Origin of the sequence: Streptococcus sp. HMSC077D04 (genome assembly GCF_001808785.1) — a bacterium.
Lineage (GTDB): Bacteria > Bacillota > Bacilli > Lactobacillales > Streptococcaceae > Streptococcus > Streptococcus mitis_BX.
In genome coordinates this window covers 25,740-48,461 of the sequence record NZ_KV794475.1, presented here as the reverse complement: position 1 = coordinate 48,461, position 22,722 = coordinate 25,740, and the positions used below count along the sequence as shown (strand labels likewise).

At 42.1% G+C, this 22,722-nt stretch carries 24 protein-coding genes; 2 read left to right on the top strand and 22 right to left on the bottom strand.

The features are described 5' to 3' along the window. Nucleotides 1–3: 3 nt before the first annotated feature. The 20 genes from pknB to HMPREF2701_RS01150 all read right to left on the bottom strand — a co-directional run bounded on the left by pknB (nucleotide 4) and on the right by HMPREF2701_RS01150 (nucleotide 19,885). A complete protein-coding gene (gene pknB / locus HMPREF2701_RS01245; protein ID WP_070481858.1) occupies nucleotides 4–1,917 on the bottom strand; it encodes a Stk1 family PASTA domain-containing Ser/Thr kinase in 1,914 nt (637 codons plus the stop codon). Further along, on the bottom strand, nucleotides 1,914–2,654 hold the full coding sequence (locus tag HMPREF2701_RS01240) for a Stp1/IreP family PP2C-type Ser/Thr phosphatase (protein WP_049488379.1): 741 nt from the start codon (nucleotides 2,652–2,654) through the stop codon (nucleotides 1,914–1,916). Before HMPREF2701_RS01240 ends, pknB begins: the two co-directional genes overlap by 4 nt. Before the next feature lie 14 nt (nucleotides 2,655–2,668). Further along, nucleotides 2,669–3,982, bottom strand: coding sequence for a 16S rRNA (cytosine(967)-C(5))-methyltransferase RsmB (gene rsmB, locus HMPREF2701_RS01235; protein ID WP_070481903.1), 1,314 nt, complete (start codon nucleotides 3,980–3,982; stop codon nucleotides 2,669–2,671). After that, nucleotides 3,975–4,910: a methionyl-tRNA formyltransferase gene (fmt, locus tag HMPREF2701_RS01230; protein ID WP_070481856.1), complete on the bottom strand. Its 936-nt coding sequence runs from the start codon at nucleotides 4,908–4,910 to the stop codon at nucleotides 3,975–3,977. Before fmt ends, rsmB begins: the two co-directional genes overlap by 8 nt. A gap of 12 nt (nucleotides 4,911–4,922) precedes the next feature. Then, the gene (locus HMPREF2701_RS01225; protein ID WP_070481854.1) at nucleotides 4,923–7,319 is read right to left on the bottom strand and encodes a primosomal protein N'; all 2,397 of its coding nucleotides are present in this window, start codon (nucleotides 7,317–7,319) and stop codon (nucleotides 4,923–4,925) included. Nucleotides 7,320–7,384: 65 nt separating this feature from the next. Further along, the gene (rpoZ, locus tag HMPREF2701_RS01220; RefSeq protein ID WP_000979235.1) at nucleotides 7,385–7,699 is read right to left on the bottom strand and encodes a DNA-directed RNA polymerase subunit omega; all 315 of its coding nucleotides are present in this window, start codon (nucleotides 7,697–7,699) and stop codon (nucleotides 7,385–7,387) included. Nucleotides 7,700–7,723: 24 nt separating this feature from the next. Beyond that, on the bottom strand, nucleotides 7,724–8,350 hold the full coding sequence (gene gmk / locus HMPREF2701_RS01215) for a guanylate kinase (RefSeq protein ID WP_000775041.1): 627 nt from the start codon (nucleotides 8,348–8,350) through the stop codon (nucleotides 7,724–7,726). A gap of 138 nt (nucleotides 8,351–8,488) precedes the next feature. Further along, nucleotides 8,489–10,102, bottom strand: coding sequence for a ribonuclease Y (locus HMPREF2701_RS01210; RefSeq protein WP_000404934.1), 1,614 nt, complete (start codon nucleotides 10,100–10,102; stop codon nucleotides 8,489–8,491). Between the two features lie 134 nt (nucleotides 10,103–10,236). Then, the gene (locus HMPREF2701_RS01205) at nucleotides 10,237–11,883 is read right to left on the bottom strand and encodes a P-loop NTPase fold protein (protein WP_061590240.1); all 1,647 of its coding nucleotides are present in this window, start codon (nucleotides 11,881–11,883) and stop codon (nucleotides 10,237–10,239) included. Between the two features lie 201 nt (nucleotides 11,884–12,084). Continuing rightward, the gene (locus HMPREF2701_RS01200; RefSeq protein WP_070481852.1) at nucleotides 12,085–13,182 is read right to left on the bottom strand and encodes a nucleotidyltransferase; all 1,098 of its coding nucleotides are present in this window, start codon (nucleotides 13,180–13,182) and stop codon (nucleotides 12,085–12,087) included. 9 nt (nucleotides 13,183–13,191) lie between these two features. Then, the gene (locus tag HMPREF2701_RS01195) at nucleotides 13,192–13,932 is read right to left on the bottom strand and encodes a class I SAM-dependent DNA methyltransferase (protein WP_070481851.1); all 741 of its coding nucleotides are present in this window, start codon (nucleotides 13,930–13,932) and stop codon (nucleotides 13,192–13,194) included. A 111-nt stretch (nucleotides 13,933–14,043) separates the two neighbouring features. Beyond that, entirely contained in the window at nucleotides 14,044–14,397 is a 354-nt protein-coding gene (rsfS, locus tag HMPREF2701_RS01190; RefSeq protein WP_070481850.1) for a ribosome silencing factor, read from the bottom strand. Nucleotides 14,398–14,409: 12 nt separating this feature from the next. Continuing rightward, the gene (locus tag HMPREF2701_RS01185) at nucleotides 14,410–14,910 is read right to left on the bottom strand and encodes a cysteine hydrolase family protein (protein ID WP_070481848.1); all 501 of its coding nucleotides are present in this window, start codon (nucleotides 14,908–14,910) and stop codon (nucleotides 14,410–14,412) included. Further along, nucleotides 14,911–15,504, bottom strand: a complete 594-nt coding sequence (gene yqeK / locus HMPREF2701_RS01180) for a bis(5'-nucleosyl)-tetraphosphatase (symmetrical) YqeK (RefSeq protein WP_070481846.1) — start codon at nucleotides 15,502–15,504, stop codon at nucleotides 14,911–14,913. It lies immediately after the preceding gene. After that, nucleotides 15,504–16,133: a nicotinate-nucleotide adenylyltransferase gene (locus tag HMPREF2701_RS01175; RefSeq protein WP_009729842.1), complete on the bottom strand. Its 630-nt coding sequence runs from the start codon at nucleotides 16,131–16,133 to the stop codon at nucleotides 15,504–15,506. Before HMPREF2701_RS01175 ends, yqeK begins: the two co-directional genes overlap by 1 nt. 51 nt (nucleotides 16,134–16,184) lie before the next feature. After that, a complete protein-coding gene (gene yhbY / locus HMPREF2701_RS01170; RefSeq protein ID WP_000060169.1) occupies nucleotides 16,185–16,496 on the bottom strand; it encodes a ribosome assembly RNA-binding protein YhbY in 312 nt (103 codons plus the stop codon). A gap of 212 nt (nucleotides 16,497–16,708) precedes the next feature. Then, nucleotides 16,709–17,815 carry a ribosome biogenesis GTPase YqeH gene (yqeH, locus tag HMPREF2701_RS01165; RefSeq protein ID WP_070481844.1) on the bottom strand — a complete coding sequence of 369 codons (1,107 nt, stop codon included), beginning with the start codon at nucleotides 17,813–17,815 and terminating at the stop codon, nucleotides 16,709–16,711. A gap of 2 nt (nucleotides 17,816–17,817) precedes the next feature. Continuing rightward, complete coding sequence (locus HMPREF2701_RS01160; protein ID WP_070481842.1) at nucleotides 17,818–18,345, bottom strand: YqeG family HAD IIIA-type phosphatase; 528 nt, start codon at nucleotides 18,343–18,345, stop codon at nucleotides 17,818–17,820. A gap of 16 nt (nucleotides 18,346–18,361) precedes the next feature. After that, on the bottom strand, nucleotides 18,362–19,267 hold the full coding sequence (locus HMPREF2701_RS01155) for a magnesium transporter CorA family protein (RefSeq protein WP_000242267.1): 906 nt from the start codon (nucleotides 19,265–19,267) through the stop codon (nucleotides 18,362–18,364). Nucleotides 19,268–19,318: 51 nt separating this feature from the next. Beyond that, nucleotides 19,319–19,885 (bottom strand): mechanosensitive ion channel family protein, encoded by a 567-nt coding sequence (locus HMPREF2701_RS01150; RefSeq protein WP_061590246.1) that lies wholly within the window; start codon nucleotides 19,883–19,885, stop codon nucleotides 19,319–19,321. A 151-nt stretch (nucleotides 19,886–20,036) separates the two neighbouring features. Between HMPREF2701_RS01150 and sstT the strand changes: the two genes are divergently transcribed. Then, complete coding sequence (gene sstT, locus HMPREF2701_RS01145) at nucleotides 20,037–21,242, top strand: serine/threonine transporter SstT (RefSeq protein WP_049488407.1); 1,206 nt, start codon at nucleotides 20,037–20,039, stop codon at nucleotides 21,240–21,242. A 66-nt stretch (nucleotides 21,243–21,308) separates the two neighbouring features. Next, the gene (locus HMPREF2701_RS01140; RefSeq protein WP_070481840.1) at nucleotides 21,309–22,262 is read left to right on the top strand and encodes an aromatic acid exporter family protein; all 954 of its coding nucleotides are present in this window, start codon (nucleotides 21,309–21,311) and stop codon (nucleotides 22,260–22,262) included. A gap of 50 nt (nucleotides 22,263–22,312) precedes the next feature. Here the strand turns inward: HMPREF2701_RS01140 and HMPREF2701_RS01135 are convergent, their stop codons facing one another. Both HMPREF2701_RS01135 and asp4 read right to left on the bottom strand, forming a co-directional pair. Next, nucleotides 22,313–22,537 carry an accessory Sec system protein Asp5 gene (locus HMPREF2701_RS01135; RefSeq protein WP_049488409.1) on the bottom strand — a complete coding sequence of 75 codons (225 nt, stop codon included), beginning with the start codon at nucleotides 22,535–22,537 and terminating at the stop codon, nucleotides 22,313–22,315. Nucleotides 22,538–22,541: 4 nt separating this feature from the next. Then, entirely contained in the window at nucleotides 22,542–22,721 is a 180-nt protein-coding gene (asp4, locus tag HMPREF2701_RS01130; RefSeq protein ID WP_049488410.1) for an accessory Sec system protein Asp4, read from the bottom strand. Between the last annotated feature and the right edge of the window lies 1 nt (nucleotide 22,722).

Genomic DNA, 22,722 nt, shown 5'->3' with positions numbered 1-22,722 from the left:
CGTTTAATCACGAGAATTTTCGTGGTTTCCTTCACTATTTGGTTGAGTCGGAGTAGGAACCGTTCCTTGTTGATTTCCTTGTTGATTTCCTTGTTGATTTCCTTGATTTGGAGTAGTAGGTGAACCTTGGTTACCACGTGGAACTGACGTTGAAGAGGAACTTGATGGTGGTGTTTTGGGTTTATAAATCGAAATTTTAATACGTGTGCTGGCTAAATCAATTTTTCCACCCGGTTTTGGACTTTGCTCTACAACAGTCTCCTCACCTGTTCCTTCAGGAGCAGTAGACACTTCTACAACTTCGATATTAGCTTTTTTAATTCCATATATCTCTGTAAGATTATTAACTGCAAATTCTCGAGTTGAACCAATATAACTTGGCATTGAAATAGAATTTACTTTTTTAGCAACAGTCAGAACTATTTGAGTTGCCTTGCTAAGATCGTAGGTTGTTCCCTCCGGTAAACTTTGTTTCATGATTGTACCGGCTTCGATTTCGTTGGATTCTTCTTCCTCAATCTTAATTAGATTTTCTGGAACCTTCTTACCTTTCAACTCTGCCACTACATCACTAGATTTTCTTCCAAGATAATTTCCGAGTTGGAAAGACTGCTGACCAGAAGACACAATCAAATTAATTTTTGTTCCTTCTTTGCGTGTCGTACCGGCGTCAGGATCGGTACGAATAACACGACCTTCTTCAACCTTATCACTAGCCTCTGTTTTTTCTTCACCAACCTCAAAATTGGCTTTTTTGAGATTTTCCTTGGCTTCCGCCACTGTCTGACCTGCCACATCTGGAATTGTTATTGTGGCTGGCGTCCTAGATAAAATCCATACCAAGGATGCCACAACCAACAAGAAGGTCGCAAATAAAATTGGATAACGTGCTTTCATGCGACGCCGTTTGGTTGGCTTTGGACTAGGTACTGGTTTTTCTGTCTGATGATGCTGGGGCTTAGGTTGAGGTCTTCCCTCTTGTACCGGAGCTTTAGGAATAGAAGTCAGAGTACTTTGTGGAACTTTAGGAAGAGTCTTGGTGTCCGCCTTAGTCGCATCGTCAAAGACTAGCTTTGGTTCATTACGACGATTATTAGACAAACTACTAGACAAATCCACATACATTTCAGCGACTGATTTGTAGCGATCTGTCAATTTCTTGGCAGTTGCCTTAATAACAACATTTTCTAAAGCCTGAGGCACAGATGGATTTTCAGCTATAACCGATGGCAGTGGTTTCTGGAAATGCTGGAGAGCGATGGTCACTGCGCTATCCCCATCGTAAGGAATATGACCTGTCAGCATCTCATAGAAAATAATTCCCATGGCATAGATATCACTCTGCACAGTTGCTTTAGAACCACGCGCCTGCTCTGGAGACAAATAATGAACGGAACCTAGCATTGAGTTGGTCTGAGTCAGACTTGTCTCTGCAAAGGCTACTGCGATCCCAAAGTCTGTAACTTTGGCAGTCCCATCTGGGGTCAAAAGGATATTTTGCGGTTTCAAATCCCTGTGAACAATTCCTCGAGTATGGGCTAAGCGCATAGCCAAGAGGATTTGTCCCATGATTCGAACCGCTTCTTCATTTGAAAGAGGGTGATGTTCCTTGATATAGCGTTTGAGGTCTAATCCAGCAACATATTCCATTGCGAGATACTGTTGTCCCTCTTCTTCACCGATATCTGTAATCCGAACGATATGAGGATGGTCCAAATCTGCCATGGCTCTCGCTTCCCGCTGAAAACGAGCCACAGCAATCGGGTCTGTCTGGTAGTTGGTCCTCAGGACCTTTACCGCCACTTCTTCCCCATCTAGAATCAAATCTTTAGCCAAGTAAACATCTGCCATGCCTCCTCGGCCAATCTGTTTGAGAATCCGATACCGCCCGGCAAAAATCTTGCCGATTTGGATCATTCTGTTTCCTCCTCATTAACAGCAATAAGGGCAACTGTGATGTTATCTAAACCACCTGCATTGTTGGCAAAACGGATCAAGGTTGCTGCCTTATCTTCCAAAGAAATATCGCTGGTTACAATATCAGAAATCTCACTTCCTGAAATCATATTTGTCAAACCATCGCTATTGAGTAAGAGATAGTCTCCAGGCTCAAGGGTGATTATTCCAAAATCAGGCTGAATTTCATCTTTTTGACCAATAGATTGAGTAATAATATTTTTCTGTGGATGGCTAGCAGCTTCTTCTGGCGTCAATTGACCTGCCTTAAGCAATTCATTGACCAAAGAATGGTCGCTCGTTAACTGGTGGTATTCTTCTCCACGAATCAAACCGATACGAGAATCTCCGATGTGAGCATAAATAGCCTGATTATCAATAATGGCTACAGCCTCAAGGGTTGTTCCCATTCCTTTATAGGCTTCAGTTTGTCCCAATTGGTTAATCCTTTGATTTTCAATCTCAAGGTTGTTCGCAAACCATTCACGCACTTCATTAACCGTATCGATTTGTGTATCAACCCAAGCTACACCCAGGTCTGTTACCGCCATCTCACTAGCGATATTCCCTGCGCGATGACCTCCCATACCATCAGCTAGGATAATCATGGTACGTCCAGCTCTATTGACATAGTGGTTGGCATAGTCTTGGTTATTTGTTCGTTTCTGACCAACATCTGTTAATAATGAAATTTCCATGTGTTAGTTCCTTCCTAATCCGATATCTTGCGAAATTGACTGATGAAGAATCCATCACTTCCATACAATTCAGGTGTGATGAGGATACAGCCATCTTTCATGATATCCTTACATTCATGTTCTAGTGTTACCTGCTCAAATTCAGGATGACTTTCTAAAAATGCCTGTACGACTTGAAAGTTCTCCTCTGAGACAATAGTACAGGTACTATAAGTTATTATACCACCTTTGCCTAGTGTTTGACAAACACTACCTAATATTTCTAGCTGAATTTCCTGCAAGGACGCGAAATCTGCCGTTTCTTTATTGTATTTGATGTCTGGTTTTCGGCGTAGAAGACCAATTCCTGAACAGGGAGCATCTACCAAAATCTTATCAAATGAATCCTGACCAAAAAACTCATGTACCTTTCTGGCATCCAATTTTTGCCTTTGAACCCGATCTACAACCCCCAAACGTTGGGCATTTTCTTGAATTAAGTCCAACTTGTGATCGTAAAGGTCCAAAGCCGTAACCTGACCTGTTGTGAGATAAGAAGCTATATGGGCTGTTTTTCCACCCGGAGCCGCACAGGCATCTAGAACCTGCTCATCACCTTGTAAATCAAGCGTCGGAGCAACAAGCTGACTGGACTCGTCTTGGATGGTAATGGCTCCATCCTCAAACAAATCATGGCCTGCAAAATGCCCCTGCTCCTTAACCAAACCAGAAGGAGACAAGGATGAATCACTGGCCTCCAACAAGGCTTGGATTTCCTCTTTTCGTCCTAAGTCTGTTACACGAATGCTGGCCTTGTTACGCACCAAAAGACTTTCAAAAATAGCTTGTGCTCGCTCTTCTCCGTATTCTTCCTTGAGTTTGGCAACTAGCCAAACTGGGAGAGAATAGGCAATGGAATCACGCTTGTTTTTTCGCTTGATACTGGCAATATCTGGCCAGCCTTCACGCAAGATACAGCGAAGGACGGCGTTGACCAATTTTTCACTGCCTTTTTTACGGAATTTGGCCAATTCTACTGCTTCATTGACCACAGCATGGTCTGGAATCTTATCCAAATAGCGAAGTTGGTAGGCACTCATGAGAAGAAGGACATAGAGCCAACTGTCTAACTGGTCTCTATCCTCGATAAAGTGGGACAGGTACCATTCCAGAGTCAATTTACGGGCTACTGTTCCATATACCAGCTCGGTCACCAAGCCCTTGTCCGCCGGCGAAAGTTGGCTTCCCTTGAGATGCTTATTTAAGGCGATATTTGAGTATGCTTGATTGATAAAAACATCCTCTAATACCGCTAGGGCTATACTTCTAGCCGTTTCTACTTTAGTCACCAAATCGTTCTCCTACAGTCAATGTGCGTCCAACTCCGTTGAGGAAGGAAGCAATGTCCATCTTAGGTTTACCAGCTGGCTGCACTTGTTTGAGGGATAGAGCCCCTTCTGCCGTTGCGACAATCAATTCTTTCTTACCAATTGAGAGGATCTCACCTGGATTTCCCTGACCATCTACTGGTAGGGCTTCATAAATCTTAAAACGGTCGCCCTTAAGGAAAGTATGGGCAACAGGCCAGGGGTTCATGCCACGGATTTGGTTGAAGAGTTGACGATTGGTTTTAGTCCAGTCCAGTTTTTCTTCTTCTGGCTTGATATTTGGAGAGAAACTAACCTGGCTTGGATCCTGCGGTTCTGGTTTGATTTCCCCAGCTATATAGGCAGGCAAAGTGTCCAAAAGCAAGTCACGACCAACGACAGCTAATTTCTCAAACAAGGTTCCAACATTGTCCTCATCTGTGATAGGAATACTGCGACGGGAAATCATATCTCCTGCATCCATTTCCTTAACCATTTCCATAATGGTCACACCAGCTTCCTCATCCCCTTGAATCAAGGCATAATGGATAGGCGCACCACCACGGTGTTTAGGAAGAAGGGAGGCATGAACATTGACCGCAAAATCCATGCTATCAAGGAGTTTACTTGGGAGAAACTGCCCAAAAGCAGCAGTCACAATTCCATCCGCTCCTAGCTTCATAATAGCTTCCATCTCTGGACTTCCAGATAATTTTTCAGGTTGGTAGATAGGAAGTCCAGCCTCTTTGGCAGCCTGCTTCACTGGAGTTTCTTGAATCACTTTTTTACGACCGACAGCGCGGTCCGGCTGGGTCACAACGGCTAGAATTTCGTAACGATCATCTGTCAAAAGTCCTTTTAAGACGGTTGCTGAAAAGTCGGGTGTCCCCATAAAGATTATTTTTGTCATATCTTCTCCTTCTTATAAAAATTGCTGTGGCTCATGGTCAATGCTGAGACGGAGCTCACTATTTTCTCGTTCTTGAGTCAAGGCAAGAACCTGATTTAGAGTCGGTCCCAGCTCATCTTCTAAACGGTATTTAATTAAAATCTGGTAATGATAGAGGTTGTGGGTACGGGCGATGGGTTTGGGTGTTGGCCCGAGAATCTTACTGGTCTCTGACAAGCCTGACCGCAAAATGTTCATAACTTCATAGGCACGTTTGACCACCTCTTCTTCTTTCTTGTGAGAAAGGGTAATACCAATGGTGAAATAGTAAGGTGGATAGCCGAGTTGTCGTCTAATTCCCATTTCATAGGCATAAAAGCCTTCGTAATCCTGATCCTTGGCAAATCGAATAGCGTAGTTCTGAGGATTGTAAGACTGGATCAAGACCTGCCCTGATTTTTCAGCCCGACCTGCACGGCCTGCCACCTGGGTTAAGAGTTGGAAGGTTCTCTCAGAGGAACGGAAATCAGGCAAGTTTAGGGCTGTATCCGCATTGAGGACTCCGACTAGGGTCACATTTGGAAAATCCAAGCCCTTGGCAATCATCTGAGTTCCCAACAAGATGTCTGCTTCCCCTCGGCCAAACTGGTCAAGAAGAGCTTGGTGACTACCTTTCTTACGGGTCGTATCCACATCCATTCGTAGAATGCGTGCCTGAGGAAAGACCTCTGCTAGCTCATCGTAGGCTTTCTGAGTCCCCGTCCCGTAGTAACGAATACTGCGACTCTGACAGTTGGGACAGACATGAGGAATCCCCTTGGAAAAACCACAGTAATGGCAGTTCATGGTCTTGGTATCCATGTGGAGAGTCAGAGAAATATCGCAGTTGGGGCAACTATCTACCGTCCCACACTCCCGACACATAACAAAGCTAGAATAACCCCGACGATTGAGCATAAGAACCACCTGCTCTTTTTTAGCTAGACGGTCCTGAATAGCCTCTAGCAAAGGTGGCGTGAAGTTTGACGTCTCATTTTGTCCGATATAGTCTCGAAAGTCAATTACTTGAACCTCAGGGATCCTAGCTAAAGGATTGGCGCGTTGGGTCAGACGTAAATGTTGATAAACGCCTTTGCCAGCTCGCGCACGGCTTTCTAAGCTCGGTGTCGCGGAACCAAGAACCAATGCCGCTTGATTGTATTGGGCCCGTAAAACAGCCACCTCTCTAGCATGGTAGCGGGGATTACTGTCTTGCTTATAAGTCGCTTCGTGCTCCTCATCGATAATCATGACACCCAGATTTTTCAGCGGAGCAAAGATGGCAGATCTGGCGCCAACAACAACTTGGGCATCTCCACGCTCAACCTTGCGCCATTCATCATACTTTTCACCATTGGACAGGCCTGAATGAAGAATGGCCACCTTGTCCCCAAAACGTGCTATAAAACGCTCCGTCATCTGAGGAGTCAGGGAAATCTCAGGTACAAGCAAAATAGCAGTTTTGCCCTTATCCAAGGCCCCTTGGATAATCTGCAAGTAAACCTCTGTCTTCCCACTTCCTGTAATCCCTTGAAGAAGGAAAGGAGGCTGATGACTGCCAATCGCACTCACAACCGCATCACGCGCCTGTCTTTGCTCTGGATTCAACTCCAAAGGTCTACTTACCTCAATGCCTTCAAAATAAGCAGCCGAGCGTTGAACTTCCTTTTGAACTATAGTAACAGCACCTTGATCAACAAAGAAGTTAACTTGCTCCCGCGAGTAGGACTCTAACAAACTAGCCAAGGAAGCACTCTCAGGATGAGACAACAAATAGTCTCTCAGTTCCAATTTTTTCTTGGCACGTGCAGATATTTCAACACCTTCTAATTGAGCCAGATGAACCTCATACCAGGACTGGGTCTTGACCTTCTTTTGATCGATTGCCTGATATTCCAGGCCAAGCAGACCTTTTCTGGTTAAACGCATCATTTCGGCTTGCTTCGCGATATCTAGTGAAGAAAAGGCTAGTGAATCCTTTGAACCAAACAGGCGCTCTCGGTCTTCCTGACTCAGACCTGCCATAGGATAGAGAATTTTGTCATAGCTGGAGTTCAGAAATCCCGGTAACATAGCCTTGAGGATAGAGATTTTATAAGAAAAGACGGACTTGCGAAGCTCTTCAGCTAGCCAGAGTTGTTCTTGCGTGAGAACAGGAGAAAAATCCAACACCTCGGCAATATCTTTTAAATCCTGCTCCATCTCTTCCTCATCTGATTGAGACTCCAAACCAAGAACAATCCCTTGAATCAGACGATTTCCCTTACCAAAGGGTACATGGACTCGCATCCCAACTTCTAGCATTCCCTCAAATTCCTCCGGAATCCTATAACTATAGGGCTGGTCCGTCTGCATCAAGGGCACATCTACAATAATCTTGGCTATAGCCATCTTCTCACCTCCTCCTTGTCAGTATATTCTTACAATAGAAAAAATAAGATTGAGTCCCCCCAACCTTAAATTTTTTCACCATCTTCTTTTTCTTTAGCGATTTGCTCTTTGATTTTCTTTTCTTCTTCTTCTTTGCGACGTTTTTCTTCTTCGATGCGGCGACGCACTGCTTCACGTTTTCCTTCTGGATCTGGGTGAATTGTAACGTTTCCTGATTCGATTTCTTCTAAAGCGCGAAGAGTTGATTTTTCAGACTTGAAACCTTGAGTTGCTGGCGCACCTGCTTCCAATTCGTGGGCACGTTTTGCTTCTAAGATTACGAGTGAATATTTTGATGGAACCTTGTCGAGCAGGGTATCAATAGAGGGTTTTAACATCATTTGCTTGTACCTATTTTCTAATTTTTATCGGGTAGTTGGAGATTTCGGTAACATCTCCTGATAGTGACCAATGACACGATCCACACGGAAGTGCTCTGCTTCGATCACACGTTTGACACGCTCAGCAGCTAGGGGCACCTGATCGTTGACAATCGCATAATCATACTCACGCATGAGGGCAATTTCTTCCTTGGCTTTTTCGATTCGCTGGGCGATCACTTCTGCACTGTCTGTTCCACGTCCTACCAAACGATCTTGCAATTCATCCAAATCTGGTGGTGTTAGGAAGATAAAGACAGCATCTGGAACCTTTTTCTTGACCTGAAGAGCTCCTTGAACCTCAATTTCAAGGAAAACATCGATTCCCTTGTCCAAGGTTTCATTGACATAGGTCAGAGGAGTTCCATAGTAGTTGCCGACATATTCTGCATATTCCAACATCTGACCTTGACGAATCAGCTCTTCAAACTCTTCACGAGTACGGAAGAAATAGTCAACACCGTCCACTTCTCCAGGACGTTGTGCGCGTGTCGTCATCGATACAGAGTATTGAAATTGGTTTTCAGAACTCTCAAAAATCTCTCTTCTAACCGTTCCTTTTCCAACCCCTGAAGGACCAGAAAAAACGATTAGTAAGCCTCGGTCTGCCATTGTGTCTCCTTTTAGTCAGTCTGTAAAAATAAAATAAGATTTCCCTTCAGATAGTAGCATTTTGTGCAAACTATCCTTCTACAGTCTTTCTATCTAGTGTAACAAAAAAGCAGTAATTTTTCAACTGCTCTTTCTTATTTATTTAGCATAATCTACTGCACGAAGCTCGCGAATCACAGTTACCTTGATATTTCCTGGGTAATCGAGATTGTTTTCAATTTTCTCACGAACTTTGTGAGCCAAGATTGTGACTTTGTCGTCCTTGATTTGTCCTGGATTGACCATGATACGGATTTCACGTCCTGCTTGAAGGGCAAAGCTATTTTGTACCCCTTCAAAGCCGTTAGCAATTTCTTCCAAATCATGGAGACGCTTGATGTAGCTTTCAAGAGACTCACTACGAGCACCTGGACGGGCTGCGCTCAAGGCATCTGCCGCAGCGACGATCACTGCAATGACACTTTCGGCTTCGACATCCCCGTGGTGGCTAGCAATCGTATTCACCACAACTGGATGTTCCTTGTACTTACGTGCCAATTCCATACCGATTTCCACGTGACTACCTTCAACCTCACGGTCAATGGCTTTTCCGATATCGTGAAGAAATCCAGCACGACGGGCAAGAGCCGCATTTTCACCAAGTTCGCTCGCCATGATACCAGCCAACTTAGCAACCTCAATCGAATGGCGCAAAACATTTTGTCCGTATGAAGTACGGAACTGCAAACGTCCCATAATCTTCATCAAGTCCGGATGAAGGTTTGGCGCACCAATTTCATAGGCAGCAGCCTCACCGTATTCACGGATCTTATTGTCAATCTCTTGACGGTTTTTCTCAACCAACTCTTCGATACGAGCTGGGTGAATACGACCATCTTTGAGCAACATTTCCATAGTCATACGGGCAATCTCACGACGAATTGGATCAAATCCTGACAAAGTCACCACTTCTGGCGTATCGTCGATAATCACATCAACCCCTGTCAAACTTTCAAAGGTACGAATGTTACGACCTTCACGACCAATAATGCGTCCCTTCATAGTATCATCTGGGAGATGAACTGTTGAGTTTGTCGACTCCGCTACATATTCACCAGCGATACGTTGCATGGCTTGAACTAAAATATCCTTAGCCATTTTATCAGAACGTTCCTTGACCTCTTGCTCAGCTTCGCGAATACGGCTGGCAATCTCCTTGGTCAAGTTTTCCTCTGTCTGAGCCAAGATAATATCTCGTGCTTCTGCCTGAGACAGAGCACCAATACGCTCTAACTCTGCTTCTTTTTGTCTTTCGACTTCCTCTAATTGCTCTTCACGCGCATCAAGGTTTTTCGCTCTATCAGAAATACTTTGTTCTTTTTGTTCAAGTGTTTGTTCTTTACTCGTCAAATTGTCGTCCTTACGGTCGAGGCTAGTAGCTCTCTCTGTCAAACGACTTTCGATTTGTTTGAGTTCTTGACGTTCTGATTTGAATTCAGCGTCCACTTCTTCACGGTATTTTCTGGCTTCTTCTTTGGCCTCCAATAGTGCTTCTTTTTTAAGAGACTTGCTTTCACGTTTGGCTTCATTAACAAGTAAATCCGCTTCACGCTCAGCTTGTCCACGTAAATTAGTTGCTTCTTGTTCAGCATTTAAAAGCATCAACTCCGCAGCTTCCTGAGATGATTTCATCTTAGCTGAGATACTGACATATCCAATGACTAAACCAATGATGACGGCAAAAACAGCAATCGCAAGCGACATGATTTCCATGTTTTTACCTCATTTTATTGTTATTCCGAATGACATACATTCTTTTACATTCTACCATAAAAAAGTGATTTTCACAAACCTAAATTGAAGAGTTTTGTGTGAATTTTAGACAAAGAGCCATCTACTTCTAAGCTCTATTGTATTAATTTATCTAGTGAAATTTGATTAATTGTAATTTGTCCCTTCGATTCCAAAAGTAGGTATTTCTTTATAAAGTTCTGATATTCTGGATCTTCTAATTTCTCTATGTTATTAATTCGATAATCATCTTTTATATTCTTGTCTAAAACATCATAGTATATTTCAACTAGACGCTCCTCTATTTCATAACTAGAATGATCATATTTACTATAAAATACCTTCTTAGTTTTTTCTGATAAAAATAAATTTCTTAGCCCTATCTTCCATAAACACGATAAAAGTTGAGAAAGATAGGCCTTTTTCTTATTATATAATTTTCCATCTACGTTCGAAAGACCATATGAAATTGCTATAAGATCCTCAATATTAAAATCTACAATCTTTGCTAACATTTCAAAATGAAAATATCCGTCAGACTCAAATAACTTGTCATACTTGTCTATCCCATAAAAATACATATAACATTCAAAAAATAATACTAGAATACTATCAGTTTCTTCCCAACCATTCATCCACTTGATAATGTAGTCTGCTTTCTCATTATTATCAGTTATATTTGAAAGTTCTTCTAACAACTTCTGGAACTCTCTCAAACTTAGTTTTGAATCTTTATTTTTCTCTTCTACAACTCTTTCACCTATATCTACATAATAAATTTTAAAAATCAATGATAACATTTTTCCAAAGACATCATCTCTCAATTTACTCTTTTTCAAAATATTATCTACGACTTCTTCCGCAGATACCATTTTATTTAGATTTAGCTTAAATTTACTATAAATGAGCTTTTGTGCTGCCCCTATTTCCTTAAGATTCAAAATTACAATAATTTTAAATCTTTTATTCTCAGAAAGATAGTCAATATAGCCCAATAAATCATTGTAATCTGAAGAGTTATCTGATGTTTCTGCATATGAAACCCGTTCAAAATCATCGAAAATAATGATAGAATCTCGCTTCATCAAATCCGTCCCAACTGTTTTAAAGAACCATTTAAAAACCCCTCCAACAAGTGGAATAAAGTCCAAATTTCCGAGTGTGGATTGTTTTTCTATTTCATTGATCAATATTTTCTCGGCTTGCTCTCTTGTTTTTATCCCAAAGCAGGAAATATAGTAGATTTCTTTCTTTTTATAAATTTGATTTTCAAAAAATGTCTTTATAAAAAATGTTTTCCCACTCCCCCAAGAACCATCCAACCAGAAGACATTATGAATAGAGTCTGAACTATTTAAAAACTCAACCAGACGTGTTTGATAAGGATGGTCATCCAAGTCATATTCTGGAAATAGCTCTGGATCTAGTTTCTTATAACTAACTTTTTTAAAAATTATGTCTAAAAACCAGAATAGTATTGTTGGTATAGTCAGTGCTAACAATATTATTACACGATTCACATACAAAATTGAAATAATATCTTTTAAAAAATTATAATTAGATACAAATTTATATATAGGTAAAGCAAAACGTTTAAATTGTTCAATCTCAAGCGCAAGATACAGTACCCATATGCTGGCTATAAATATTTTGTACCATTCGACAATTCTAACATTACTACTCCATGATGGTCTTTTCAATAAATATTTCAATAATTTGAAATTCATAAAAAAATTAAGAATCCTCATCATTATATTTTTCATATATCCCCCTTTTAATCTATATTATCATGATTATACCACAGAATGACAAGCATAAAGCGGATTCAAGGGACAAGAATCTAGTTATTATACTAAAATTTTTCACTGATTTTTTACCTTAGGAAGTCTATCATTTTCCAAAGATTTTATCTTCAATTGGCTATCTAAAATTTCTAAAATAAAAAAGCCTACCTTTCAGTAGACTTAGTTTGATTCTATTCTAATCGGAACTCTTCCAAAATTCTGCTCTGCTATACTTGGATTTCCAAGTTGATAAATCTGGTCTGCCTTTTGAGTCATGGCATCCCAGGGTTCTTTACCAATTCGGCTGACTAGATTGACCTGTCCCTTCAAGGACTTGAGGTGTTGCCTGCCTTTTTCAGTAAATCCAAGGACATGAATGGCTTCTGGCAAGTCACCTTCTCTAGCCTGCACCAAAATATAGGCCAAGAGGCGTCTGACACGCGCCTTGGTGTAACGTTTGGTAGTCACTAACTCGACCAATTCTTCCACAGACTGGGCTGTTTTAATAGCCTCTTTAATGCGCACTGCCATTTCCTGATTGATCTGATAGATAGTGGTTAGATCTGGATTGGACAAGATTTGATAGCGGAGCAAGGGAAAATAGTCATCCCAGCTCATCTTTCTTTCCTGCTCAAAGAGGGCAACAGAAGGCATAAAGCGTTCTAAGAAATCTTTGTCCCTCTTGTGCTGACGAAGGGCTGTCGCCGAAGCAAAGTCCACATCCTTGTCCACAGAATGATAACCCGCTCCCTGACGCTGAATTGGCTCAAGCTTGATGTTTCGTCCTGCAACTGCCTTGACATAAGCCAGAGCAAGGACATGATTGGGCGTATTGCCTGAAAAATCAAGACCTGCAAATTCCTTCCACATGGCTTGGGTTTTCTGGGGATAGGAAAGGGAATCAGGCAGATTTTCCACAAACTTCTCCATCTCAGCACCTTGCTCTGTGTATAAGTCAGCGATTTTTTGATAATCCAGAACTTCCTCCGTCCCAAATGCTAGAGTATCAATGCCCAACCGAGCCAAGATATCCACAGCTCCTTGACCGAAGAAATCTGCTGCCTGAACACTGACTAAAAAGGGTAATTCCACTACCAGATCCGCTCCATTTTCCAGCGCCATCTGGGCCCGTGCCCACTTATCCACAATAGCAGGCTCTCCACGTTGCATGAAATTTCCAGACATGGCTACGATTTTCAGTCCCTCTGCCTGTTCCAGCAGGTATTTATGCCCATTATGAAAAGGATTGAACTCCGCAATAATACCTGTGATGGTCATAGTGATCTCCTACTTCTGCGCCACAAAAAACCAACGGGTACTTGTCTCTCTCGGCTCCTTGTCCTCAAAGTCTGCATAGAGTTTGAAAGACTTAAATCCAGCCTGCTCCAGCAAAATATCATAGGTCAAGACCTCATAAGTCCGCTCCTCATGCACTTCATCGTGGCGACTAAAGGACCCATCCTCTTCCTTGATAAAGAAAGTCAACTCATGAACGATAGAGTGGGGCGCTGCATCCTCGTAGATATCCCAGAGCATGGCAAAATCTTCCGCATTTTCATGGTAAGAATAACCCGGGAATACTTCATCTGTCTGGTAGGTTGAATGCACATCAAAGATAAATACACCGTCTTCATTGAGAGCATTATAGACTTCCTTAAAGACGTCACCTACTTCCACCTCATCCTGCATGTAGCAGATTGAGTCCGAGTAACACGTGACAAAGTCGTATTGACCTGCCTTGGACAAATCCAGCATATTGCCTTCAATAAAATCAATCTTTTGTTTGGCTGAAGAAGCTCTCTTCTCGGCAATCTTCAACATATCCCCACTCAAATCAAGTCCAGTTACATCAAAACCAGCCTGAGAGAAGCGCACCGATTGAATTCCTGTCCCACAAGCCAATTCCAAGAGTTTCTTTCTCTCCTTGGTCTTAGGCAAGTGACGCAGAGAAAAATCCGTCCATTTGTCGTATAAACTATCGTCCATGACCGCATCATAGACCGCCGCAAAAGTTTCATAAGTTGCCATAAAACATGATACCAAGAGCCTACATGGCAAACACCACTCGCCCTCACCTTTCTATCAATTTTCTTCTAAAATAAGCAAAGAAACCCAGTTGACTACAACTGAGTTCATCTTCTACGCCAGAGTTTCAGATACGTCTACAGAATCCGCCTCATGCCATAGTTTTTCCAGATTATAGTGGGCACGCATTTCCTCTGAAAAGACATGCACAACGACAGCACCAAGGTCCAGCAAGACCCAACCTCCAGCCGCATCGCCTTCAACATGGCTACCTTTAAAGCCTGCTTGAGCTACTTTTTCACGGATATTATCAGCGATAGCGTCCAACTGACGGCTATTCATTGAGCTAGTAATAACAAAATAGTCTGTCACACTGGTCAAATCTTGTACATCAAGTGCAAGGATATCCTCTGCACGTTTCTCATCCGCCGCTTTCACGACTAGTTCTAGTAATTCTTTTTCGTTCATTTAGTCCTCTTTCTAGAAAATATGTTTGTAATCTAGGACATCTGCAAAGCGCCCCTCCCAAATGTCCTCATAAAATTCATTTATCGTTTCTGCTGGAATATCATTCCCATCAAAGGTTGTGACAGCACCTTCTGGAATAATAAGCTTATAGCCATATTCAAAGGCGACCTTGACAGAGGTATCCACACAATATTCTGTCTGCATGCCACATAAGACTAATTTTTCAATCCCCTGTTTATCCAAGTATTCTTTTAAACCAGTTTCTTTGAAAATACTATTATACTTCTTCTGAAAGACCTTTTCATCAGGTTTTCGATTTAAAAGCGCAGATAACTGCCAATCTTCTGATGTTTGGGCTTCAGGATTCTCAATATGTTGAACATAGATAATTTCTATATTCTTACTTCTAGCCTGATTTTGTAAATAAGAAATTTTTTCCAATAGACTATTTGTCTGAAAACCGGTTTCCACTAAAATATTCTGAACATCAATGATTATAAAAGCCGTCTTCATTTAGTCCTCTTTCAAATAGTGCACAAAGGCGTTATAGGTTTCAAGGGTTTGGGGATAGATGGGGAATCTCTGATGAGCTAGATGCTCCACAGTTCGAGCTGTTTCGTAGGCCACTGCCTTATTGAGCGATAGCTCAGCAATCTCACGTGCTACATCCACTCCTGGAAAGACACGATTGTGCTCGATATAGTCTGCGACATAGATTATCTTATCAAGATCTGTCATCTGACCAGCCCCAACTGTATGGATTTCAATAGCTCGCAGGATTTCAGAATCTTGCAAGTTCAAATCTTCCTGAATCTTGTAGATGCCGACCATACCATGCCAGACATTATTGCCCCAGTTTTTGAGGTTAGGGTCTAGCTGATAACGGTCAATCAAGTCTAGAAAATCCTGATCTGACAGCTTTTTAGCATAGTCATGAAGAAGGCCTGCAAGACCTGCTTTCTCGACATCGACTCCAAAGCGCTGAGCCAGTTCTATGGCTGCACGCTCCACACCCAAGCAATGGGTTAAGCGTTTTTCAGGCAGAAGCTCTGCCATTTTTTCCAACAAAGCCTCACGGGAGCAGTTGATATAGTCTTGATAGGCCATCAGTAGAGCCCCTCCTTCTCGATGTAGTCTAGCACCGGCTGTGGTAGGAGAAAGTTGGGTTTCCGACCTTGAGCAATGAAGTCACGCACCATGCTGGATGAGATATCCATGAGAGGCACATCCACCCAGATAACTGGATAGGAAGTTCCAGCCTTGTAGCGCGGGCGCTGAACCCCTACAAACTGAACCATGTCGACCAGCTCATCAATTCGGTACCACTTAGGCAGATAGTCTACCATATCCGCCCCGATAATGAAGTAGTAATCCGTGTCAGGATGTTGCTCTGTCAAGATTTTCATGGTGTCGTAGGTGTAGGAAATACCCTTGCGCTCCAACTCAATGGTTTCAATAGCTAGTCCTTCAATCCCCTCAATAGCCAACTCAAGCATCTTGAGACGATGGTGTTCAGGGATTGTTTCCTTTTTATCTACATGAGGAGGTTGGTATTCAGGCATGAGCAGAACTTGATCCAGTCCCAACTGCTGCCGTACTTGATCCGCAACAATGAGATGGGCATTGTGAACAGGGTTAAAATTCCCCCCTAAAATCCCGACTTGTTTGCGTTTTTTCTCCTTGATTTCTGGCTCCAACTCTACCTTGGTAAAGGGAGTCAATAGTTCGATTGCCATAGGCTAGTCTCCTTTATTTCTCTGTAAAAACAGTTATTTGGAGTTTCGGTCTTAGATTTCTTTGACTTTCTTAGAAATCTTACGATTTTCTTTCTTGCTAGATTGTTTAAACAAAATCAAGATGCGTCCGATTTTTTGGACTGTATCCACACCGATTTCTTCTTCTAAAATTTCAGCTACTTCGTGGATATTTTCATCTGTGTTTTGCAAAAGAGTCACCTTGATCAATTCACGGGCATCAAGAGCTTGACGGACGCTGGTTTTGATTTGGTCGTTGAGTCCATTTTTTCCGATTTGGATGATGGGTTTGAGGGTGTGTGCCTGGCTGTTGAGGAAGGCACGTTGTTTTGAGGTTAATGACATAATTTCTTCCTTGTTTTTTTGATAGTTATTTTAGGTGGTGAGGGACGGTCGGAACTAATTTTTCAAAGATCTCATCTTTGGAAAATGGATTTCCTGACCTCACAATTGAGCCTTGGTCTCAATTGTGCCCCTTGCCAATCTACAGATTGGCAAGATCCCACGGCAATAACTATCTTTTTATGAGCTCACTTTGTTCGCTCAGTGATTTTAGTTTAAATAATTGCTTTTCGTGTGACGACGGCGACGCCTTCTGGTGCCCAGACGGCGACTTTGGCTGTGCCTGTTACACGGATCCAGCCGAGTCCAGAGATGACTAGGTCTGTCTTTTCCTTAATGTTAAATACATGTTGGACTAGTTTTGGAAAATCTTCTTTTTCCTTGCTATTTGGAGGAGTGAGAAGGCTTCCAAGGTGCTTGTCGTAGAAAGCACTAGCTCCTTCTAGCTTAGTACGATGCAATTTGAGTTCATTGTCAAAGAAGGCTGTAAAACCTTGCTTTTCTCCTGCAATAAAGTCAAAGCGTCCGAGACCACCTAGAAACAGGGTTTGTTCAGGATTGAGCTGGTAGGTTTTAGGCTTGATTTCCTTTTTAGGGCTGACATACTTGAGGTTTTTGGCCGTCAAGTAGTGGGCCATCTGGTGACGGTGGATGATTCCCGGTGTATCGTAGATATAAGATCCGTCGTCAAGCGGAATCTCGATTTTGTCCAAGGTTGTCCCTGGGAAGCGCGAAGTCGTGATGACATTCTGATCACCCGTGATTTCTTGGATAATGGCATTGATAAGAGTTGATTTTCCAACGTTGGTCACACCGACCACATAGACATCACGGCCCTTTCGGTAGTGCTCGATTTTGTCAATGACTTCCTTGATGGCATGTTTGTTTTGTGCTGAAGTTAGGACGACATCGACTGGACGAAGTCCTTCTTCGTGGGCACGTTCCATCAACCACTGGCTAATCTTACCAGGCTTAACTGACTTAGGGAGGATATCTTTTTTATTTCCAACCAAGAGGACATCATTGCCTGAGACAAAACGTGGCAATCCTGGGATAACAGAGCCATTAAAATCAAAGATATCAATGACATTGACCACCAAGGCATCACTGTCTCCCACCTCGTGCAAGAGCTTGAGGAAATCATCGTCCGTCAACTGGACATCCGTGATTTCATTGTAGTGGCGGAGACGGAAACAGCGTTGGCAATAGACTTCGCCAGTCTCCAAACCTTTTTCAAGTGCCGACTGGGGGGTAAATCCAAGACCAGCCTTGTCTGTCGTCTGAATGGTTGCTCCACAACCAATACAGAGAATTTCTTCCATAGTTAAATTCCTTTTTTATATGTAATCGGTCCGTACTTTTCAGTGATTTTTAGCATCACACGGCGCTCACGAGCTCGGTTAATTTGCGTTTTGATCGAGTCATGTTGGACCAAGGGTTTGACTAAAATCGAGCGAATGCCAGCACGGTGGGCTGCTCGAATATCTGTCATGAGCTGGTCGCCAACCATGACCACTTCGCTTTTATCATAGTGGAATTCCTTCATGGCACGATCAATCCCAAATGTGAAGGGCTTCAGAGCCCAATAAACGTAGTCAATCCCAAATTTCTCAACTGCTCGTTGGACGCGTTTTTTAGTGTTATTTGATACCACAATGATGCGAATGCCCGCGTCCCGAAGATCATGTAGCCATTGCTTCATCTCTAGCGTCCCGTCAGGGTTGTTCCAAGCAATGAGGGTATTGTCCAAATCGACCAAAACAGCCTTGATCCCATGCGCCTGCAGGCTTGGGACTGTCAGATCATAGACTGCTTCCACAGCAAAGTCTGGCATGTAGTTTTCAATCACCATTTTGGCTCCTTTTCTTTTATTTTCTAGTAATTTTCTTCAGCCATTGAGATAAGGCCACCCATAAAATCAAGCTAGTCATTAAGATATAAATCCAAGCATTTGGCTCTTCTGTAAATGGTAGAGGAACATTCATTCCGAAGAAACCTGTAATAACTGCAAGTACTGCTAGTAAGACGGAGATAATAGTCAAAATTGACAAACTATCATTCAAGTTATTGTTTAGGATGTTGTTGTAAGAAGCTGAGAGTTGTTGCAAGACTTGAGAAATCAAGTCTGTCATAGACACCAACTGATGGGCTTCAATCATGGCATCATCAAACTGCTCTCGTTCGACATCATTAAATCTCCGATAAAGAGCATGGCCCTGGATATGTTCCAAGAGGAGTCGATTTTGTTTTGCTGCTGCTGTCAAGTAAACCATACCAGTCTCCAAGTCAGAGAGGGCGAAGAGATTTTTCTTTGTTGTAGTTTGACGTAGCAAGGCACTAATTTCGTCCTTACTTTTATCCATCTCTTCAATGACAGGATAATAAGCGTTACTGATAATCTCTAAACCAGCAAAGAGAAACTTGTAAATAGAAAGCGACTCATGGCTATCCAGATAAGCTGACATCTGATCAATGACATAAGCATTCTTATGGTTGCTGATGGTAATCATTCGTTGTCTTTCGACGATAAAGGTCATGGGAATCGCTTCATAATATTCTTTGTCTTTTTCTAAATCAAGAACATTATAAATAAAGGTTACCGTCTCCGTTTCACGGTTATAATCCATATGAGCTCGTTCATTTCTATCCAGAGCATACTCAATGGTTTCCTTGTCCAATCCATAGATGTCAGAAAGATCTTCCATATTTTTAATCTTATCCACATCAAGGTCTATCCAGGTACAACCATTGCCCAACTGCTTTTCTAAAACCATCTTTTCTCCTTTATTAAACTCTTTCTATTGTACCATAAATCTGCTAAAATTTCAGGCCTGGTCTGTCCGAGAGAAATTGCTGACGACGGTGATATTCCGATTGGGAACGAAGTGCAGAACCTGGTCTTCTCCTCTGAGTTGCGTTGTTCGAATGCCAACACTAACCACCTTGCCCGATACAGTAATAGGACCATTTGTCAGAACAACCTCATCTCCTACATCCAGTTGACGTTCAAAGAGGATGAAAAAGCCATTGATGACATCAGACAGAAAACCTTGGGCTCCCATCCCAATAGCCACCCCAGCAATCCCAGCTCCAGCAAGCAAACTAGAAACTGGCAAACCCAAAATAGACAAGATACAATAAAGCAAAAAGAAATAAAGGGTATAATTAAACACATTCTCTAATAAACGTGAGATGGTTTTTTGGCGCCCGACATCATGACGAGACATTTTTAGAGAAGGTTTGACAATTCTCTGCACCATTGTATGAAGCAGTTTTTTAGCTATGTAGAATAGCAAAAATAGAAATAACAGAGAAAGTACCTTGGTCAAGATATTCTCAATAATCGTTGTTATATCAAGCTTATTGAGGTAGGTTTGAATAAATTCTTTCATAGAAAACTCCTTTCATTTATTATACCATACTTTCACAAGTGATGAATCTCCATAAATATTCAAAAATAATAGCCAAAATAGACAGAAAATTCTTGATTTTAGTTCATATTTATACTATAATCATAAACATTACACAACTAAGGAGGTTGTTATGAAAAAATTCATTCATGCTTGGAATAAGGCAAGCCTAATCAAACGGATTTTGATTGGTATGCTTATTGGAGGAACCCTAGGACTGACACTTCCTAACATTTCAGGAATTGGTCTACTCGGAGATCTCTTTGTTGGCGGTCTAAAAGCCATCGCACCTATTCTAGTCTTTGCCCTCGTTGCTAACGCCCTTTCCCAACATCAAAAGGGACAAGATAGCAATATGAAAACAGTTATTTTCCTTTACTTAGTGGGAACCTTTGCAGCGGCACTTGTTGCTGTCCTAGCAAGTTTCATTGTCCCTGTTGAGATTACCTTAAATAGTGCCAATACAGAAATCGCACCACCAGATGGGATTGGCCAGGTCCTCAGCAACCTCTTGCTCAAACTGGTTGACAATCCAGTCAATGCCCTTGTCACAGCCAACTACATCGGTATCCTGTCTTGGGCAGTTGTTTTCGGTATTGCTATGAGAGAGGCCAGCAAAAACAGTAAAGAATTGCTGAAAACTATGGCTGATGTGACTTCTAAGATTGTCGAATGGATCATCAACCTAGCTCCATTTGGTATCCTTGGTCTTGTCTTCAAAACCATCTCTGACAAGGGAATCGGCAGTCTCGCTAACTACGGAATCTTGCTTGCCCTCTTGGTGACAACTATGTTCTTTGTGGCTCTGGTAGTCAATCCACTAATTGCCTTCCTCTTTATGAAGAGAAATCCTTATCCCCTCGTTTTGAAATGTTTGCGTGTCAGTGGTGTGACAGCCTTCTTCACTCGTAGTTCTGCGGCCAACATTCCTGTCAATATGAAACTTTGTCACGACCTTGGACTAGATCCAGATACCTATTCGGTTTCTATCCCACTCGGTTCTACTATCAACATGGCCGGAGCAGCGATTACCATTAACGTTTTAACCCTTGCTGCAGTAAATACTCTCGGCATTCCTGTTGACTTTGCGACAGCATTTGTCCTCAGTGTAGTAGCAGCAATCTCTGCCTGTGGTGCTTCTGGTATTGCGGGAGGTTCCCTCCTTCTTATCCCAGTTGCTTGTAGCCTTTTCGGTATTTCTAACGATATTGCCATGCAAGTTGTTGGGGTTGGATTTGTGATTGGTGTCATTCAAGACTCATGTGAAACAGCCCTCAACTCTTCTACAGATGTCCTCTTCACAGCTGTTGCCGAATACGCAGCAGCCCGTAAGAAATAACTCATAAAGACAAGCCTGCTCAGGTCTTGTCTTTTCCGCTTTTATCTAACTTACTAGGAAATCCTTATGTCTATTAGCCAACGTACGACCAAGCTCATCTTAGCTACCTGCCTTTCCTGCCTTCTTGCTTATTTTTTCAATCTCTCCTCAGCTGTCTCGGCTGGAATCATCGCCCTCTTGAGCCTATCCGATACCCGTAGAAGTACCTTAAAACTGGCCCGAAATCGCCTCTTTTCCATGCTTCTAGCTTTGATTATCGGAGTTCTGGCTTTTCACTTGAGCGGATTTCATATATGGAGCCTTGGCCTCTATCTAGCCCTCTATGTGCCTCTAGCCTACAAGATGGGATGGGAAATTGGCATCACACCAAGTAGCGTTTTGGTTAGCCATCTCTTGGTGCAAAAATCAACCTCTCCAGACCTTCTAGTCAATGAATTCCTTCTCTTTGCTATCGGTACAGGATTTGCCTTACTGGTTAATCTCTATATGCCTTCACGAGAAGAGGAAATTCATCACTACCACACATTGGTAGAAGAAAAGTTAAAAGATATCCTTCAACGCTTCAAATATTATTTATCCAGAGGGGATGGACGCAACCGAGCACAGTTAGTTGACGAATTAGACACCCTTTTGGAAGAAGCTCTCAAACTAGTCTATTTGGATCACTCAGACCACCTCTTTCACCAGACGGACTACCATATCCACTATTTTGAGATGAGACAGCGACAAAGTCGTATCCTGCGAAATATGGCCCAGCAAATCAACACCTGTCACCTAGCTGCCAGTGAGAGCCTAATTTTAGCCCAACTCTTTTCAAAAATTGCCGGTCAACTAAGCCAGACCAATCCTGCTTCTGATTTACTAGATGAAATTGAACGTTATCTGGAAGTCTTCCGTAATCGCAGTCTGCCCAAGACAAGAGAAGAATTTGAAACCCGAGCCACCCTTCTCCAACTCCTACGTGAAGCCAAAACCTTCATCCAAGTAAAAGTTGACTTTTACAAAAAATATGGACAGTAAAAAAGAAAACTTCAGACCAATCACAAAAAGTGAAAATCTGGAGTTTTCTTTTATTTGTAAGTTAGCACCATAAAGGTTAATAGTAGGATGAATAAGGCTAAACTCACCAATAAAGTGAAGACCTTTACCAGGGTGTTGCTCTGCCAGTAGCTTGGTTTTCCAATATTACTGGTGGCATCCATGGAAAATAGTTGATTTTGACGAGGTTGTATGGTTACCAATACAATCAAAGCAAGAGAGAGGATAATAGCTAAAACAATCAGAATATCAGTCATAGGCCTACCTCAAAATCCCTAGCAAGGTAAAGAGTAAACCAATCAGAATCATTAAACCCAAGATGAGTGAAAAAATCTTACTAATCTTTTCCCCTCGGGTTTCTTTTTCTTTCTTGATCGGTTTTTGTTTCAACTCTTCCATACGACCTTCAACGTCTTTGTAAAATAAATCTTCGTCTGACATG

What these genes read in the sequence shown, in the direction of transcription:
- yqeH (WP_070481844.1), bottom strand. Translation starts at nt 17,815, where the DNA reads ATGGAAGAAATTCTCTGTATTGGTTGTGGAGCAACCATTCAGACGACA.
- HMPREF2701_RS01135 (WP_049488409.1), bottom strand. Translation starts at nt 22,537, where the DNA reads ATGACTGATATTCTGATTGTTTTAGCTATTATCCTCTCTCTTGCTTTG.
- HMPREF2701_RS01200 (WP_070481852.1), bottom strand. Translation starts at nt 13,182, where the DNA reads ATGACCATCACAGGTATTATTGCGGAGTTCAATCCTTTTCATAATGGG.
- fmt (WP_070481856.1), bottom strand. Translation starts at nt 4,910, where the DNA reads ATGACAAAAATAATCTTTATGGGGACACCCGACTTTTCAGCAACCGTC.
- HMPREF2701_RS01205 (WP_061590240.1), bottom strand. Translation starts at nt 11,883, where the DNA reads ATGAAAAATATAATGATGAGGATTCTTAATTTTTTTATGAATTTCAAA.
- HMPREF2701_RS01210 (WP_000404934.1), bottom strand. Translation starts at nt 10,102, where the DNA reads ATGGAAATCATGTCGCTTGCGATTGCTGTTTTTGCCGTCATCATTGGT.
- HMPREF2701_RS01150 (WP_061590246.1), bottom strand. Translation starts at nt 19,885, where the DNA reads ATGAAAGAATTTATTCAAACCTACCTCAATAAGCTTGATATAACAACG.
- yqeK (WP_070481846.1), bottom strand. Translation starts at nt 15,504, where the DNA reads ATGGCCTATCAAGACTATATCAACTGCTCCCGTGAGGCTTTGTTGGAA.
- gmk (WP_000775041.1), bottom strand. Translation starts at nt 8,350, where the DNA reads ATGGCAGACCGAGGCTTACTAATCGTTTTTTCTGGTCCTTCAGGGGTT.
- yhbY (WP_000060169.1), bottom strand. Translation starts at nt 16,496, where the DNA reads ATGTCATTAACCTCAAAACAACGTGCCTTCCTCAACAGCCAGGCACAC.
- pknB (WP_070481858.1), bottom strand. Translation starts at nt 1,917, where the DNA reads ATGATCCAAATCGGCAAGATTTTTGCCGGGCGGTATCGGATTCTCAAA.
- HMPREF2701_RS01185 (WP_070481848.1), bottom strand. Translation starts at nt 14,910, where the DNA reads ATGAAGACGGCTTTTATAATCATTGATGTTCAGAATATTTTAGTGGAA.
- rsfS (WP_070481850.1), bottom strand. Translation starts at nt 14,397, where the DNA reads ATGAACGAAAAAGAATTACTAGAACTAGTCGTGAAAGCGGCGGATGAG.
- asp4 (WP_049488410.1), bottom strand. Translation starts at nt 22,721, where the DNA reads ATGTCAGACGAAGATTTATTTTACAAAGACGTTGAAGGTCGTATGGAA.
- HMPREF2701_RS01240 (WP_049488379.1), bottom strand. Translation starts at nt 2,654, where the DNA reads ATGGAAATTTCATTATTAACAGATGTTGGTCAGAAACGAACAAATAAC.
- HMPREF2701_RS01160 (WP_070481842.1), bottom strand. Translation starts at nt 18,345, where the DNA reads ATGGTGATTGAAAACTACATGCCAGACTTTGCTGTGGAAGCAGTCTAT.
- HMPREF2701_RS01195 (WP_070481851.1), bottom strand. Translation starts at nt 13,932, where the DNA reads ATGGCAACTTATGAAACTTTTGCGGCGGTCTATGATGCGGTCATGGAC.
- rpoZ (WP_000979235.1), bottom strand. Translation starts at nt 7,699, where the DNA reads ATGATGTTAAAACCCTCTATTGATACCCTGCTCGACAAGGTTCCATCA.
- HMPREF2701_RS01225 (WP_070481854.1), bottom strand. Translation starts at nt 7,319, where the DNA reads ATGGCTATAGCCAAGATTATTGTAGATGTGCCCTTGATGCAGACGGAC.
- HMPREF2701_RS01175 (WP_009729842.1), bottom strand. Translation starts at nt 16,133, where the DNA reads ATGGCAATCGAACTATTGACTCCCTTTACCAAGGTAGAGTTGGAGCCA.
- HMPREF2701_RS01140 (WP_070481840.1), top strand. Translation starts at nt 21,309, where the DNA reads ATGTCTATTAGCCAACGTACGACCAAGCTCATCTTAGCTACCTGCCTT.
- HMPREF2701_RS01155 (WP_000242267.1), bottom strand. Translation starts at nt 19,267, where the DNA reads ATGGTTTTAGAAAAGCAGTTGGGCAATGGTTGTACCTGGATAGACCTT.
- sstT (WP_049488407.1), top strand. Translation starts at nt 20,037, where the DNA reads ATGAAAAAATTCATTCATGCTTGGAATAAGGCAAGCCTAATCAAACGG.